Source organism: Halorubrum sp. AD140 (assembly GCF_034497445.1).
Classification (GTDB): domain Archaea; phylum Halobacteriota; class Halobacteria; order Halobacteriales; family Haloferacaceae; genus Halorubrum.
The window spans coordinates 1-15,646 of record NZ_JAXRUU010000021.1 but is presented as its reverse complement, the minus strand read 5'-3'; the positions used below and the strand labels follow the sequence as shown (position 1 = coordinate 15,646).

The 15,646-nt window shown below is 73.0% G+C and carries 15 protein-coding genes; 3 read left to right on the top strand and 12 right to left on the bottom strand.

From position 1 onward, the window contains the following. Positions 1–15 precede the first annotated feature (15 nt). Positions 16–1,695, top strand: a complete 1,680-nt coding sequence (locus U4E84_RS07365; RefSeq protein ID WP_322531452.1) for an HTTM domain-containing protein — start codon at positions 16–18, stop codon at positions 1,693–1,695. 34 nt (positions 1,696–1,729) lie between these two features. Here the strand turns inward: U4E84_RS07365 and U4E84_RS07360 are convergent, their stop codons facing one another. The 12 genes from U4E84_RS07360 to U4E84_RS07305 form a co-directional block, all read right to left on the bottom strand. Next, the gene (locus tag U4E84_RS07360) at positions 1,730–2,572 is read right to left on the bottom strand and encodes a polyprenyl synthetase family protein (protein ID WP_322531451.1); all 843 of its coding nucleotides are present in this window, start codon (positions 2,570–2,572) and stop codon (positions 1,730–1,732) included. A gap of 57 nt (positions 2,573–2,629) precedes the next feature. Next, positions 2,630–3,298 carry an NADPH-dependent F420 reductase gene (npdG, locus tag U4E84_RS07355; protein ID WP_322531450.1) on the bottom strand — a complete coding sequence of 223 codons (669 nt, stop codon included), beginning with the start codon at positions 3,296–3,298 and terminating at the stop codon, positions 2,630–2,632. A gap of 68 nt (positions 3,299–3,366) precedes the next feature. Then, positions 3,367–5,001, bottom strand: a complete 1,635-nt coding sequence (locus U4E84_RS07350; RefSeq protein ID WP_322531449.1) for a cobyric acid synthase — start codon at positions 4,999–5,001, stop codon at positions 3,367–3,369. Positions 5,002–5,044: 43 nt separating this feature from the next. After that, a complete protein-coding gene (locus U4E84_RS07345; RefSeq protein WP_322531448.1) occupies positions 5,045–5,788 on the bottom strand; it encodes a cob(I)yrinic acid a,c-diamide adenosyltransferase in 744 nt (247 codons plus the stop codon). After that, entirely contained in the window at positions 5,785–6,555 is a 771-nt protein-coding gene (locus U4E84_RS07340; RefSeq protein ID WP_322531447.1) for an adenosylcobinamide amidohydrolase, read from the bottom strand. The genes U4E84_RS07345 and U4E84_RS07340 overlap by 4 nt, the downstream gene beginning before the upstream one ends. After that, a complete protein-coding gene (locus tag U4E84_RS07335; RefSeq protein WP_322531446.1) occupies positions 6,548–7,615 on the bottom strand; it encodes a threonine-phosphate decarboxylase in 1,068 nt (355 codons plus the stop codon). Before U4E84_RS07335 ends, U4E84_RS07340 begins: the two co-directional genes overlap by 8 nt. A gap of 10 nt (positions 7,616–7,625) precedes the next feature. After that, on the bottom strand, positions 7,626–8,309 hold the full coding sequence (locus U4E84_RS07330; protein ID WP_322531482.1) for an NTP transferase domain-containing protein: 684 nt from the start codon (positions 8,307–8,309) through the stop codon (positions 7,626–7,628). Then, positions 8,309–9,079 carry an adenosylcobinamide-GDP ribazoletransferase gene (gene cobS / locus U4E84_RS07325; RefSeq protein ID WP_322531445.1) on the bottom strand — a complete coding sequence of 257 codons (771 nt, stop codon included), beginning with the start codon at positions 9,077–9,079 and terminating at the stop codon, positions 8,309–8,311. The genes U4E84_RS07330 and cobS overlap by 1 nt, the downstream gene beginning before the upstream one ends. Further along, a complete protein-coding gene (locus U4E84_RS07320) occupies positions 9,076–10,104 on the bottom strand; it encodes a CobD/CbiB family cobalamin biosynthesis protein (RefSeq protein ID WP_322531444.1) in 1,029 nt (342 codons plus the stop codon). The genes cobS and U4E84_RS07320 overlap by 4 nt, the downstream gene beginning before the upstream one ends. Before the next feature lie 2 nt (positions 10,105–10,106). Then, positions 10,107–11,426, bottom strand: a complete 1,320-nt coding sequence (locus U4E84_RS07315) for a cobyrinic acid a,c-diamide synthase (RefSeq protein WP_322531443.1) — start codon at positions 11,424–11,426, stop codon at positions 10,107–10,109. Next, entirely contained in the window at positions 11,423–12,496 is a 1,074-nt protein-coding gene (locus tag U4E84_RS07310; protein ID WP_322531442.1) for a nicotinate-nucleotide--dimethylbenzimidazole phosphoribosyltransferase, read from the bottom strand. Before U4E84_RS07310 ends, U4E84_RS07315 begins: the two co-directional genes overlap by 4 nt. Positions 12,497–12,815: 319 nt before the next feature. Next, positions 12,816–13,211: a metalloregulator ArsR/SmtB family transcription factor gene (locus tag U4E84_RS07305; RefSeq protein ID WP_322531441.1), complete on the bottom strand. Its 396-nt coding sequence runs from the start codon at positions 13,209–13,211 to the stop codon at positions 12,816–12,818. Positions 13,212–13,535: 324 nt separating this feature from the next. Between U4E84_RS07305 and arsD the strand changes: the two genes are divergently transcribed. Together arsD and arsA are read left to right on the top strand one after the other, a co-directional pair. Next, positions 13,536–13,865, top strand: coding sequence for an arsenite efflux transporter metallochaperone ArsD (arsD, locus tag U4E84_RS07300; RefSeq protein ID WP_322531440.1), 330 nt, complete (start codon positions 13,536–13,538; stop codon positions 13,863–13,865). A 3-nt stretch (positions 13,866–13,868) separates the two neighbouring features. Next, positions 13,869–15,646 (top strand): arsenical pump-driving ATPase (gene arsA / locus U4E84_RS07295; RefSeq protein ID WP_322531439.1); only part of this gene is annotated, 1,778 nt, incomplete at its 3' end.

The following is a 15,646-nucleotide window of genomic DNA, read 5'->3' as shown; positions in this document are numbered from 1 at the left end:
GCACCTCACGACATCATGGCTCAAGGCTCCTCCACCAATCACGCACGGACGCACGTTTCGGACGCTCTCGACCGCCTTTCTGCCGCGTTCGCCGCGCGGGTCGCGGTCGACCTGCGGGCGCTGGCGGCCTTCCGCATCGGGCTCGGGGCGCTGTTGCTCGCCGACCTCGCGCGGCGCTCGCGCTCGCTGACCGCCTTCTACACCGACGACGGCGTGCTCCCGCGTCAGGCGTTCTTCTCGGACTATTCGACGAGCCACTCGCTGCACGCGCTCGCCGGCGAGCCGTGGGCGGTGGCGCTGCTGTTCGCCGTCGCGGGCGCGTTCGCCCTCGCGCTGCTCGTCGGGTATCGAACGCGACTCGTGGCGCTCGTCTCGTGGCTGCTGCTGCTCTCGCTGCACGCCCGAAACCCGCTCGTGTTGAACGCGGGCGATGACCTGCTGCGCATGCTCCTCTTCTGGAGCCTCTTCCTGCCGATCGGCGCGCGCTGGTCGGTCGACGCCGTCAGACGGCAAGACACAGGGACTGGCACGACGTCCGACGCCGCTTCCGCGAGGGAGAGCGACACCGACCGCGCGACGCCTGGTCCGAGCGGGCCCGCCGTGGCGACCGTCGCCACGATGGCGGTCCTGTTACAGATGTTGACGATGTACGTGACGAACGGCGTTCACAAACACGAGAGCGACCTCTGGATGAGCGGCGAGGCGGTCGTGTACATCATGCAGGCCGACCAGTACACGTTCCTGCTCGGGAACCACCTCACCGAGTTCCACGGGCTGTTGCGCGCCGCTACCGTGTTGTGGATGATACTGCTGTTCGCGTCGCCGCTGTTGCTCCTGCTCACCGGGATTCCGCGCGCCGCGCTCGCCTCGCTGTTCGTCGGAATGCATCTCGGCATGGCGGCCACGATGCGGCTCGACATCTTCCCGATCGCGGTCGTCGTCGGCTTCATCCCGTTCTTCCAGACGCCCGTCTGGGACGCCGTCGAGCGCGTCGTCGCTCGCCTGGGGTGGTCTACGACCGGCCGGCTCTCGCGTCACCGTGCCCGTCTCGAGTCCTGGGCGGGGGCCGCTCTCTCGCTCGGTGCGTCGCTCCCCGGACCGGCGGGGTCGGAACGCCGTACCCGCCTCCGCGACCGCCTCGACACCCGGAATCTCTCCGTGAGCCGCGACGCCGGACGCGTCGTCTTCTCGACGGTCCTCCCGTACGTCTTCCTCGTGTTGATCGTCCTCTCGAGCGCGCAGGGGGTCGGGTACGCCGAGGTCCCCGACCCAGGCGACGAGGCCTTAGAGGCCGTCGAGATGGACCAGCACTGGGCGATGTTCGCGCCCGATCCCGCCCACACGACCCGGTGGTTCGTCGCCCCAGGCACCCTCGAAAACGGGAGCGAACGGGACGTGCTACACGACACCGCGGTCGACTTGCGACGGCCCTCGAACGTGGACGCGACCTATCCGACCTCGCGCTGGAAAAAGTACCTCGCGAGCGTCTCCTGGACCGACAACGAAAACCACCGTTCGTACCTCGCGAACCACCTCTGTGACGACTGGAACCGCACCCACGAAACGGGCGTCGAGAACGTCACCGTCTATCAGATGTACGAGCGAACCGACCCCTACAACGGGACGGTCGAGGCCGAAGGAGATATCGAGCTGATCGAGTACGACTGCTCGGGCGAACTCGTCCAGAACGAGTGAGTCGGGCGGTCTCGCCGGTCTCGGAGCCGTCCGCTCACCGCTCCCGCACGACGACGAACTCCGCCAGGTCGCGGAGGTACTCGATCGCCTCCGTCTCCGGTGGGTCGGCGTCGTCGAGCGCGGCCAGCGCGAGCTCGGACTGCTCGCGCGCCCGCTCGTCTATCTCCGCGGGGGTGAGCGAGGTGACCTGCAGCACCGAGGGACGGTCCATCTCCGCGTCCTGGCCCGTGGGCTTGCCGAGGTCGTCGGCGTCGGCGGTCGCGTCGAGCACGTCGTCGCGCATCTGGAAGGCGACGCCGACGCGCTCGGCGTACTCGCCGAACGAGTCGATCGCGTCGGGGTCGGCGCCGCCGGCGACCGCGCCCAGCTCGGCGGCCGCCCGGAACAGCGCGCCGGTCTTCCGGCGGGCGAGCTCCATGTACTCCGCCTCCGTCGTCGGGCGGTCGGCGAGCTCGGTCGCCTCGCCCTCCCCGAGCTCGACCATCGCCTCGGCGACGGTCCGCATCGCGCGGGGCTCCCCGGAGAACAGCCCGAACGCCTCGCCCAACAGCCCGTCGCTGGCGACGATCGCGGGGCCGTACCCGAACTCCGCCCACGCGGAGGGGGTGCCGCGCCGGACCTCCGAGCGGTCGATGATGTCGTCGATCACGAGCGACGCGTTATGGACGAACTCGATTCCGGCCGCGAAGTCGACGGCGTCATCGGGGTCCCCGTCGAACGCCTCGCAGGCGAGGATCGTCACCGCGGGGCGGACCCGCTTGCCGCCGGCGAGGACGACGTGAGCGACCTCGTCGGACAGCTCGTCGGGCTCGAGCTCGTCGATGACGGCCTCCAGCCGCTCTTCGACCAGCGCGACCCGGCGCTCCAGGTACTCCATCTATCGCACGGAGGGACCGCCCGCGCAAAGGCCTAACGGAACGGCGGTCCGGTCCCGCTACGTGAACCGGACGCCGAGGTCGTGGAGGCCGTCGTTGTTGCCGGCGACGTTGATCAGGAGGGGGGTGAGGCCTTCGATCTCGGGCGCGTTGGCGATCCCGCCGGCGTCGAGCGCGCGCAGCCCCTCGATGCCCTCGGCGACGTCCGTCACCGTCCGCTTGGCGTCCTCGTCGTCGCCGATCACGAGCGTGTCGATCCCGAGGTCGGCGTCGAGGTTCGCGAGCCGAGCGGCCGCGAGGTTGTGGAACGCGCCGACGACGTCGACGCCGTCGGGCGCGGCGTCCGCGACGATCCGCGTCACCGAGCCCGCGCCGGGCCGATGGTAGTGAAAGCCGTCGTCGTCGCGTTTCATCCCCGTCGCCGGCGAGACGAGGACGTCGCCGTCGTCGAGCGCTCCCGCGACGGCCTCGACGGTGTCGCCGACGTGGTACGGCGGGACGGCGAGGACGACGACCTTCGCCTCGGCCGCGACGACCGCGTTCTCGGCGCCCTCGACGGTCGCGTCGAGCCCGCGGCTCTCGAGCTCCGTGGTGTACTCCTCGGCCTTGTTCTCCGCCTTCTCCGCCTCCCGCGAGCCGATCGAGACGCGGTGTGGCGTGTCGGCCGCCAGCCGGAGCGCGAGCCCCTCGCCGATGTCCCCGGTGCCGCCGAGTATCGCGATCTTCATGCGGTCAGTCGGGTCGCTCGCGTCTTAGGGGTTGCGCGACCGGCCGTCCTCGCCGGGGTTCGGCGGCGTCAGTCGAGTCCGAGCGCCCCGGGCCCGACCGCGACGAGATCGACGTTCTCGGAGACGAGGTCGGCGGCGCGGTCGTACGGGGATCGGTCGCCCGCCCTCGCGGTCGCGCCGCCCCCGCTCTCGCCGTTCCCGTTGCCGTCGTCCGACCCGACCGCCGGTCGCGGCCTCCCCGCCGCCGCGAAGACGCGCTCGACGAACGCCTCCCGGACGTTCTCGTTCTCGAAGAGGCCGTGGAGGTACGTCCCGAGCGCCCGGTCGGTCGCCGCGCTCTCCGGGCCCAGCGGCCGGGCGACGGCCGCGGTCGGCGACGACCGGCCCATGTGGATCTCGTAGCCGGACGCGGTCCCCGACGCCCCGGCGAGCGGGCCGACTCCCTCGACCGACCGCGTCACGCGCTCCACGCGCTTCTCCGTCTCGAAGCGCGTCTCGACCGGGAGCGCGCCGACGCCCTCGACCTCGGTCGCCGACCCGGTCCCCTCGACGTCGGCGTTCGTCAGCCGCTCGCCGAGGATCTGGTAGCCGCCGCAGAGGCCGACGATCGGGCCCGAAAAGCCGCGGAGCGCCTCGTCGAAGCCGGCGTCGCGGAGCGCGAGCAGGTCGTCGACGGTGTTCTTCGAGCCGGGGAGCACGACCGCGTCGGCGTCGTCGAGGAGGGCGTCGGCGGCGTCGTCGGCCTCGCCGCGGGACGCGTCGATCGGGACGTAGACCACCCGAACGCCCGGCTCGCGCGCCAGCGGCTCCAGGTCGGTGAAGTTCGAGATCCGCGGGAGCCGGGGGACGGCGATCCGGACCGCGTCGGCGTCCGCGACGCCGTCGCCCGCGCCCAGGACGCCGGCGCCCGCCTCCCGACCGCCTCCGGTCTCGCCTCCCTCGCCCGCCTCCGGCAGCGAGAGGCTGTCCTCCGCGGGGAGGCCCGGGTCGTCGTGGGGGACGACGCCGACGATCGGGACGCCCGTGCGCTCCTCGATCTCGGCGATGCCGGGCTCTAGGAGGGCGGGGTCGCCCCGGAACTTCGTGACGACCGCGCCGGCGACGCGCTCGCGGAGGTCGTCGGGGAGGAGTTCGAGGGTGCCGTAGAGGCTCGCGAACGCGCCGCCGCGCTCGATGTCGACCGCGATCAGGATCCGCGCGTCGGCGAAGCGGACGCACTCGACGTTCGCGAGGTCGCGGTCGTGGAGGTTGATCTCGGCGATGCTGCCCGCGCCCTCGGCGACGATCACGTCGTGGTCGGCCGCGAGGCGGCGGTGGGCCGCGACCGCCGCGTTCCGCGCCGCCTCCCAGTGCGACTCGTAGTACTCGCCGGCCGCGTAGTGACCCACGGCCTCGCCGTCGATCACCAGCTGGCTCTCGCCGTCGCCGCGCGGCTTGAGCAGGACCGGGTTCATGTCCGTCGTCGCCGGGACCCCGGCCGCCCGGGCCTGCACGTACTGGGAGACGCCGATCTCGCCCCACTCGCCGTCCGGCGCGAGCGCGACCCGGGCGTTGTTGCTCATGTTCTGGGCCTTGAACGGGACGACTGCGACCCCGTTCCGGGAGAGGTGTCTGCAGAGTCCGGCCGCCAGCGTGCTCTTGCCGGCGTGGCTCGCGGTGCCGGCGATCAGGAGCGTCTCGGCGTCGAGTCCGGGGTCCGTCACCGACGCCTCCGGCGGGGCGCGCGTCGCGGCCGGGCCATCGGTCTCAGTACTCCGCCCCCCGACGGGCGCGGTGGCCGGCGTCGAAGGGGTGGGCCACCTTCCGGACGTTCGAGATCAGGTCGGCGACGCCCTCCAGGTACGCCGGCTCGGCGTGGCTCCCGGTGAGGACGAGTTCGAGGCCGTCCGGCTTCGACTCCGCGAGCGCGACGACGTCGTCCGGGTCGACGAGCCCGCGGTCGGCCGCGTACAGCAGCTCGTCGAAGATTAGCATGTGAACCCCGTCGTCGGGGTCGCCGTCGAGCGGGAGCGGGGAGGAGAGGTCCGCCTCGGCGGCGCCCGCGACGAGCGTCTCGGCGCGCTCGAAGGCGGCCGCCGCCTTCGCCCCGTGCTCGTCGTCCGCGGAGCCGTCGAGGAGGCCGTGCCAGCCGTAGTGTCCGGCGTTCTCGTAGGTGAACCCCGGCATGGCGGCGATCGCGTTGTACTCGCCGCGAACGCCCTCGACGCTGTCTGCGCCCCCCTTCATGAACTGGAGCATGTGGACGCGGTAGCCGTGCCCGGCGGCCCGGAAGCCCATCCCCATCGCGGCCGTGGTCTTCCCCTTCCCGTCGCCCCACCAGGCCTGCACGAGCCCGAACTCCTCGGGCGCGGCCGGCTCGATGGGCTTCGGCTCGGGTGCCGCGCCGCCGCCCGGCGTTCGGGCCGCGAGGTCCTCGTCGGTCGGTTCCTCGTCGGTCGGTTCTCCGCCCGTCGCTTCGTCGCCGTCGGTGGTTGTGTCGTCGTGTGTCATGGTTCGAAGACCTCCGCCCGCTCGTCGGCGACGACGCCGTGCTCGGCGTCGCCGGCCGGACCGGGCAGGTCGCCGTCCGGGTACCGCGACCGCAGGCTCGCGCGCACCGCGTCCCGGACGCAGACGCGGGCCGCCGCGCCGACCGGGGTGGCGCTGCCCGAGAACGCCGCCGGCTCCCCGTCCGGGTCGTCGGCGACCGCGACCGCGTCGCTCGTCGTCCCCGGCACGCCGGCCGTCGCGAGCAGCGTCGCCGCCTTCGCCTCGGCCGCCACGGCGACGAGGTTCTCGGCGGCGCCGTCCTCCAGCCGTCGGGTCGTCCCGACGATCAGGTTGACCGTACCGGGTCGCCGAGGCGGCGCTTCGGCCGTCGTCTCCCTGCGCCCCGTCTCGGGGGCGGCGTCCGCCACCGCGCCGTCCGCCGCCGGGTCCACCGGGAGCATCGCCGGGTTCGACAGGCCGACGGTCGCGTACGCGACGGCGGGCCCGCAGCGCGCGCCCCGCGCGTGCTCCATCGCGACGCCGGTGAACAGGGTCGGAGGGGCGTCGCGCTCGTCGGCGCGTCCCGCGTCGCCCTCACTTCCAAACTCCGCCCGCGCCAGCCGTTCGTCGCGGTACGCGCCGAGGTCGGTGCGCTCGAACCCCTCGGGGACGGTGACGTTGTAGGCGGCGGGCCCGCGCGAGCGACCGCCGTCCCACCCGGTCGAGAGCCAGCGCGTCTCGGGCCGCCGCAGGCGGAGGACGCCGTCGCGCACGGTCGCCTCAAACATCGTCCCCCTCCGTGGCGGTCGTCTCGCCGTCGCCCGTCCTCTCCTCTCGCACGCCGAGCGCCGAGAGCAGCCGGTCGTTCTCGGCGGGCCGCCGCACCGCGACACGGACGTGCGAGTCGAGCCCGCGGAAGGTGGTCGCGTCCCGGACCGCCACGCCGCGCTCGCGGGCCTCCCGGACGACTCGCTCGACCGACCGGCCGGCTCCCCCGACGTCTAACAGGAGAAACGGGGCGTCCGAGGGGGCGACGGCGTAGCGCTCGCCGAGGGCATCCCGCATCCGGGCGCGCTCCGATCGGACGCGCTCGTGGGTTTCCTCGATGAACCCGTCCTGCCGCATGCAGTACGCGCCGGTCGCGAGCGCCGGTCCGCTCAGGTTCCACGGGCGTCGGGCGCTCGCCAGCGCCGCGCCGAACTCGCCGGTCGCGACCGCGAAGCCGGTCCGGATCCCGGGCAGGCCGAACAGCTTCGTGAGCGACCGGGCGACGACGAGACCCTCGGTCCCCGCGAGCGACGGGCGGTCGGTGAAGCCCAGGAACGCCTCGTCGACGAGCAGGCGCGTGTCGCCCTCTCGACACCGCGCGGCGAACCGCTCCAGCGCCCCGCGGTCGTAGGCGGTCCCGGTCGGGTTGTTCGGGTCGCACACGACCGCGAGCGCGTGGTCGCTCGGGTCGGCGTCGAGGACCTCGCTCGCCGGGACGAACGCGGGCTCGCCCCCCTGCAGCCGCACCTCCCGCGCGTACTCGCCGAAGCTCGGCGCCGGGACGAGGGCGGTGTCGCCCGGGTCGACCGCGAGCGCGACCGCCGCCCGGATCGCGGCGAGTCCCCCCGGCGCCGGCACGACCGCGTCCGGGTCGCAGCCGACGTAGTCGGCCGCGGCCTCGCGGAACGCCGCCGGCGGCTCCGGGGGGTACGACCGCGCGTCGGCGAACGCCCCGCGGTAGACCGCTTCGACGCCCTCGGGGACCTCGGGATTGGTGTTCGCCGAGAAGTCCAGCAGGTCGGGGTCGTCGCTGCTCCCGTGGGGCGCGCGGTCGAGGTCGGCGGCGTCGTCGACGTTCATGCGTGTGGTCTCATTCGTCGGCCCCCGACCCGGCGAGGAGCCGCTCGGCTACTCGCACGTCCGACGGGTAGTTGACGTTGACGGCGAGCCGGACGTCCTCGGTGCGGTGGACGGCGGCGTCGCCCTCGTCGTCGGCCGTCTCGCTCTCGTCGGTGGCACCGACGTCGCCCTCGGTTCCACTGCCCCCGCCGACGACGTTGATCCCCGCGGGGACGACCTCGCGGCCGTCGACCTCGGTCGCCGCGTCGGCGCTGACGCCGAGGTTGCGCTTGCGCGCCGCGGGGATCACGACGGTGAGCGACGTCGGGGCGTCGTCGTCGCCGGCGGCCCGGGCGGCGTCGATCACGCCGTTCACGGCCTCGGCGTCCAGGAGCGGAAGGTCGGCGGCGACGGTCAGGAGGGGTTCCGCCCCGGCCGTCCCGCCACCGTCCGCCCCCATCGCGTACCGCAAGTCGGCGACGTAGCCGTCGCCCGGCGCGTCGACGACCCGGAGGCTCGGGGGACTGCGGTCCTCGCAGATCCCGACGAGGCGCTCGCGCGTCTCCGGCGCGTGCGGCGAGACGACCGCGTGCGTCGCCTCCACCCGGCTCGCGGCGAGCGCGTCGCACACGCGGTCGACCATCGGCCGCCCCGCGACCGGGGTCAGCGGCTTTTCGACCGCTCCGCCGAGCCGGGTCCCGCGGCCGCCGCACATCAGAAACGCGTCCACGCGATCACCCCCGCGTGCAGCGCGGCGACGCGCGCGAGCTCGTTCGTCGCGCCGAGCACGTCGCCGGAGACGCCGCCGAGCCGCCGGCAAGCCCACCGTCGGAGCAGTCCCGCCGTCGCCAGCGCGGCGAGGAGCGCGGCGACTCCCGGAAGGACCCGCGGCCACGCGAAGACCGCGGCGGGCGACGCGAGCGCGAGGACCGGGAGCGCGTCGCGGGACGCCGCCCCCTCCGTCAGCGCCGAGCCGAGCCCCTCGTGGGCCGCGTCGTCGACGCAGACGAGCGCCGCGGTCGCGGCCTTCGCGCCGACCTCGCTCGCGACGACGATCCCGGCCGCCGTGAGGAGCCCGTTCCGCGCGGTCGCGGCCTCGACGAGTCCGAGCGCGGCGGTCGCCAGCCCGAGGACCACGGCGACGAGCGCGACCGTCCCGCCGACGCCGAGCGCGGAGTCCTTCAGGACCGCTCGACGCTCCTCGGGGTCCCCGTGGACGACCGCCGCGTCGCCGAGGTCGGCGACGCCGTCGAGGTGGGTGATCCCGGTCACGGCGTAGAGGGCGAGCGGGAACGCCAGCGCGAGGGTCGGCGCGGGCGCGGGGACGAGCAGCGGGAGGGCGACGAGCCCGCCGACGAGGTACCCGACGACCGGGAACGCCCACGGCGCCCGCGCGAACGCCGCCCACTCGGCCTCGCTCCGACCGACCGGGATTCGGGTGAGGAAACCGACTGCGCCCCGGAGCGCGGGCGCGGCCGCGGTCATCCGACCACCCCCGCCGAGGGGAGGGACCAGTCGCCCGACAGCAGGGCTCCCACCGCGAGCAGCCACCCCGCCGTCCCCGCGACGGCGACGCCGCCGGCGACACCCACGAGCCGGACCGCCCGCTCCGCGTCGGCGACGCTCGGCGCCTCGGCGTCCGGGTTGAGCGCGTAGCGACCCGGCTTCGCCAGCCGCACGTCGAGCGCGGCCGCCGCGGTCGCCATCGGCCACCCGGAGTTGGGCGACGCCGGCTCCCGCGCCCACGACCGCGCTCGCGAGAGCGCTCCGCCCGACCCGGCCGCGAGCGCGAGACAGCCCGCGGTCGCGCGGGCCGGGAGGTACATGACGGCGTCGTCGAGGCGGGCGCTCGCCCAGCCGGCCGGCTTCGACCGGTAGCCGAGCATCGAGTCGAGCGTGTTCACGGCCTTCACCCACGCCGCGCCGGCGACGCCGAGCGGGAGGGCGGCCCCGGGCCCGCCGAGCGCCATCCCGACCGTCGCGCCGCCGGCGAACCCGGCCAGCGGCGCGACGAAGCCGTCGGCGAGGTTCTCGGCCGCGCTCTCGACGGCCGCGCTCCGGAGAGCCGCCGGCGAGAGGTCGGCGGCGTCCCGCCCCACGAGCGCCCGGATCGACTCGCGGGCCGCGTCGGGGTCGGTCTCGGTCAGCGCGACGACCTCCGCGGTGACCTCGCGTAACATTCGGAGGCTGACGAGCGAGAAGAGGAGCGCGCCGGCGACGGGGACGGAGAGGGCGCCCGCGGTCGCCACGGTCCCGCCGGCGACCGCCGCGGCGGCGAGGGGGAGGAGGACCGCGGCCGCGACGCCGACGAGCCGCGGACGCGACCACGCGCGGTCGACCCCCGCGACGACCGAGCCGAACAGCGCGACCGGGTGGACCCGCCTCGGGGGCTCAGCGACCGCGAGGTCGAGCGCGACCGCGATCGCCAGCGCGGCGAGCGCGTCGAGTGCGGGGGCGGCGAGCGGGGGGAACGCGGCGGCGAGCACGGACCCGGGGAGGTGAGCGATCACGGCTACAGCCGGTCGCAGAACGCGTCGAACGCCCCGCTCTCGGGGTGGACGTGACAGTACGTTCCGAGCGTTCGGTGTTCGGTTAGGCCGTCGCGGTCGCCGTCGATCCCGGTCCCGCGCTCCACGTCGAAGGCGAACCGGGCGTCGCTCGCGACCTCGGTGTCCGAGTAGTGGAACTCGTGGCCCCGCAGGGTCTCGCCCGCCGCGGCCGTCGGCGCGTCCCGCCGCGCCCGTAGCTCGACGTGGTCGAGCGCCTGGTACCGGTCGCGCATGCGCACGTCGGCCGGGAGGACGCCCGCCATCGCGTGCGTCTCGCCCTCGACGGTCGTCAGCGACTCCGCGAGCGCCATCAGCCCGCCGCACTCGCCGAACACGGGGACCCCCTCGGCGGCCGCGTCGGCGACGTCGGCGAGCGCCGGGCCCTCCGCGAGCGCTCCGGCGTGGAGCTCCGGGTAGCCGCCGGGGAGGTAGACGCCGTCGCAGGGCGGCAGGGAGTCGCCCGCGGTCGGCGCGAACGGCTCGACGGTCGCCCGCTCGCGCAGGCGCTCGATCGTCGCCGGATACGCGAACCGGAAGGCGTCGTCGCGCGCGACCGCGACGCGGGGGCGGTCGGCGTCGGCACTCGACGCGAGCCCCGCGGCGCGGTCCGACTCCGCCGCCCCCGTCGGCTCCCGCGCGATGTCCAGTAGCCGCTCGGTCCGGATCTGTTCCGCGGCGGCGTCCAGCGCGTCCGCCGGCACGGGCGACTCGTCGCCCATGTGGAGCCCGAGGTGACGCTCGGGGACGGTCAGGTCGTCGTCCGGCGGGACCCGGCCGACGTAAGTCAGCTCCTCCGGGAGCGCCTCTCGAATCCCGTCGGCGTGGCGGCCGCCGTGCGCGCGCTGGGCGATCACGCCGGCGACGTCGACGTCGCGGCCCGCGCGCTCTGCGTACGCGCGGAAGCCGAGCGCGGTCGCGGCGACGCTCTCCATCCCCGCGCTCGCGTCGACGACGAGCACGACCGGGAGGTCGAGCGCCTCCGCGACCGCGGCCGTGCTCGACCCGTCGCCGTCGTACAGCCCCATCACGCCCTCGATCACGCAGACGTCGCCCTCGCCGCGGGCGTAGTTCCGACGGAGTCCGTCCTCGCCCTGCAGCCACAGGTCGAGCGTCCGCGAGGGGCGCCCCGCCACGCGCTCGTGGTGGCTCGGATCGATGAAGTCGGGACCGGCCTTCGCTGGCTGGACCGTCTTCCCGGCCGCTTCGAGCGCCCGGACCGCCGCGAGCGTCGCGACGGTCTTGCCGACGCCGGAGCTCACCCCGCCGAGGACGACGCCCTTCACGGCGCACCACCCGCGGTCGGCTCGGTGTCGCGCTCGGCGAGCAGTCGGTCGGTGAGCGCGGCGACGCGCTCGCGGACGGCCGCGGTCGTCGGCTCGCCCCGGTCGGCGAGCGCCAGGGCGCCCCCCATCCCGACGCCCTCCTTCGCCTCGCCACGGGCGTATGCGCGCATCGCCGGGTGGTCGCTCGCGCCGAACCCGGGGTCGGTCGCGGTCAGCGCGAGGTCGAGGTCGTCCGCGAGCCCGGCCACGTCCGCGCTCGGGTCGTTCGCGACGAACGCGGTCGTCGCCAGCGGCAGTCGCCCCTCGACCCCCGCGTGCCGCGCCAGCGCGGCGACCGTCGCGAGCTGGGTGCCGCCGGCGAGCGTCACGTCGATCCCGCGATCGACGGCGCCGACCGCGAGGCCGGCGGCCGCGGCCAGCACCGGATCGCCCATCAGCCGGACCGCGTCGAGGGGGTCGCCCGCGGCGTCGCCGGGGTCGAGCCCGCTCGCGGCCAGCCCCTCCTCGACGACCGCCCGCTTCCTCGCCAGCGGGTTCGTCGCCAGCGACGAGGAGACGGCCGGGCGCTCGCCGAGCGCGGTCAGGACGCCGAGCGCGGTCGTCGTCCCGCCGGGGATCGTCTCGGCGACGAGGATCTCGTCTGGGTCGCTGCCGTCGCCGCCCGCGTCGTCGGTTCCCGCGATCGTTCCCGCCAGTCCGCGACCCCGCTCGAAGACGGCCGCCGCGTCGGGCACCGGCTCCGCGGCGCGGATATCGCCGCCGGGCGCGGCGCCCGCGTCGTAGACGGCCGCGCCCGCCGGCGCCGTCGACACGGCGAGTCCGGCGTCGACGCCGACGAACCCGACGTCGACGAGCTCCCGGACCGCCCGGGTGACGACCGCCGGCGTGGGACAGCCCGAGGGGCTGACCGGGACGGGCGAGCCGCCCCGGGGTCGTCCGTCAGCGACGATCTCCAGGTCGGCGCTCGGCGTGTGTCTCCGCAGTTCGGGGTCGGCGCCCGCGGCGCTGATCCCGTCTATCGCCGCCGTCACGGTCGCGCCCGCGACGACCGCGAGAGTCGCGTCGGTCACGCGACACACCCCGCTCTCCGCGCCGATCGAGCCCGCCCGTCGGCCGCCGCATCGATGATCCCCACTAGCGGCTGGTTAGCACAAGCGGGCTTTAATTGATCGGGATCGACGGACCGCCTCCGAGGGATCGACCGGACGCGACGCGCCGGACCGCCGTTCGGCCGTGTCGCACCAGCGCGTCCCGAACGCGTGTCACTCCCTCGTCCCGTCGGCCTCAGCCATCGACGTGCCGTCGCTTAACCGCGCGTGACGAGCGCCTGCACGTGATGGTCGCCCTGCGTGGCGGTCGAACTCGGTGACGCGTAGCGCGTCGCCCCTTTTATAGCGACCGCGAGCCGTCGAGCGCGACCAGGACGGCGTTCGCGCGCGGCGTGGCGCGGTACATCCGCCACTTCCCTTCCTTCCGGCGCGTGACGAGACCGGCGTTGGTGAGCTTCGAAAGCGCGTGGCTGATCGCGCTGTCGCTCACGTCCAACAGCGGCGAGAGCTCGCAGACGCACAGCTCGTCGTCGTCGGCCGCGTGTAACATTCGGACGATCTTGTACCGCGTCTCGTTCCCCAGCGCCGACAGCAGTTCGACATCGGTGTCGAGGTCAGACCCGCCGATGCTTTCGTTCAGCTCCTCCAGCTCTGCCAGTCGCTCGGAGAGATCCTCGTCCGTACAGGAGCCGCACTCGTCGGCGACGTACCGTTGTAATCGATCGGTCGATGACATACCCACAATTGAACTGATTCGAGATTAAGCGTTGTGGACTACCGAATAGATAGCGTTCAGGATCGACGAGGACAGTTCAGTATTGACTCAGGTATTATATTCATGCTCTCATACCTCTCCGCCCTCTAGATACAGTAAAATGCTCCGGTGCTGTTCAAGGCGCCTCTGACGGCAATAAGTGATGCACCACCAGAGACGCATTCGATCGAAGGGCTTATAATTATTTGAGAGTTTGTTTAATTGAGTCGCTCGTAGATGGTGTGTCACTAACACCACCACGCTGCGAACGATAGCTCAGACGATCGACGACGATACGACTCCACCATGACCGAACTCACCCTGTACGAAGAAGCGATGTGTTGCTCCACCGGCGTCTGCGGCCCCGACCCCGACGACGAACTCGTCGCGGTCAGCGCGGCGCTCGACCAGCTCGAGGACACGTTCGACGACCTCGACGTGAACCGGGCGAACATGCAACACAACGTCGACCAGTTCCTCGAAACGAAGCGCATCTACGACCGCGTGCAGGCGAACGGGCCGTCGGTCCTCCCGATCACGGTCGTCGACGACGAGGTCGTCGCCGAGGGGGAGTACCTCTCGTACGACGAACTGGCGGCCGCCATCGACGGGACCGTCACGCCCGAGGAGGCCTGAGGGATGGCACAGACACGGCAGTCGCCGGCGACGAGCGCGCGCGAGATAGTCGAACCGAGCGGCGACGACACGGAGTTCGTCTTCTTCAGCGGGAAGGGCGGGGTCGGCAAGAGCACGGTGAGCTGTGCGACTGCGACGTGGCTCGCCGACAACGGCTACGAGACCCTTCTGGTGACGACCGACCCCGCGCCGAACCTCTCGGACATCTTCGGCCAAGACATCGGTCACGAGGTCACCGCGATCGACGGGTTCGAGAACCTCTCGGCGATCGAGATCGATCCGGACACCGCCGCCGAGGAGTACCGACAGGAGACGATCGAGCCGATGCGCGAACTCCTCGGCGACGAGGAGATCCAGACGGTCGAAGAGCAGCTCAACAGCCCCTGCGTCGAGGAGATCGCCGCCTTCGACAACTTCGTCGACTTCATGGACAGCCCGGAGTACGACGCCGTCGTCTTCGACACGGCGCCGACGGGCCACACGATCCGGCTGATGGAGCTCCCCTCGGACTGGAACGCCGAACTGGAGAAGGGCGGCTCGACCTGTATCGGGCCGGCGGCATCGATGGAGGACAAAAAACAGGACTACGAGCGCGCCATCGACACGCTCCAGGACGACGAGCGCACCTCGTTCGCCTTTGTCGGTAAGCCGGAGGACTCCTCGATCGACGAGATCGAACGCAGCGCGAGCGACCTCGGCGAGCTCGGGATCGAGTCCCAGCTGTTGATCCTCAACGGCTACCTCCCCGAGTCGGTGTGTGACGATCCCTTCTTCGAGGGGAAGCGAGCGGACGAGCAGGCCGTCATCGAGCGCGCCCGCGAGGAGTTCGACGCGGACGCGACGGCGACGTACCCGCTCCAGCCCGGCGAGATCGCCGGCCTCGACCTGCTCGCGGACGTGGGTGGTGTCCTCTACGACGGCAGAGAGGCGACCGTCGACGTCGGGACCGCGACTGACGTTGATGCTGACGGCGCGGTCGAGTTCGACGCCATGGCCGACCCCGACGCGGTAGTCGAGCAGCTCACGCCGGGCGAGGAGACCCAGTACCTATTCTTCACCGGGAAAGGCGGCGTCGGCAAGAGTACGGTCGCCTCGACGGCGGCGACGAAGCTCGCCGAGGCGGGCCACGAGACGCTCGTCGTCACGACCGACCCGGCCGCGCACCTGGAGGACATCTTCGGCGAGCCCGTGGGCCACGAGCCCACGTCGGTCGGCCAAGAGAACCTCGACGCGGCGCGGATCGACCAGGAGAAGGCGCTCGCGGAGTACCGCGAGCAGGTCCTCGATCACGTCACGGCGATGTACGAGGACAAGGAGGACACCCAGATCGACGTCGACGCCGCGATCGCGAACGTCGAGGAGGAGCTGGAGTCGCCCTGCGCCGAGGAGATGGCCGCCTTGGAGAAGTTCGTGAGCTACTTCGACGAGGACGGCTACGATGTCGTCGTCTTCGACACGGCCCCCACCGGACACACGCTGCGCCTGCTCGAACTCCCCTCCGACTGGAAGGGGTTCATGGACCTCGGCTCGCTGACGAAGGGCGCCGCGCCCTCGAAGGGCGACCAGTACGACGCGGTCATCGAGACGATGAAAGACCCCGAACGGAGCACCTTCGCGTTCGTGATGTACCCCGAGTACACGCCCATGATGGAGGCGTACCGTGCCGCCGCCGACCTGAAAGACCAGGTCGGGATCGAGACCTCGCTGGTCGTCGCCAACTACCTCCTCCCCGGGGAGTACGGCGACAACGCCTTCTTCGCGAACCGCCGCGCCCAGCAGGC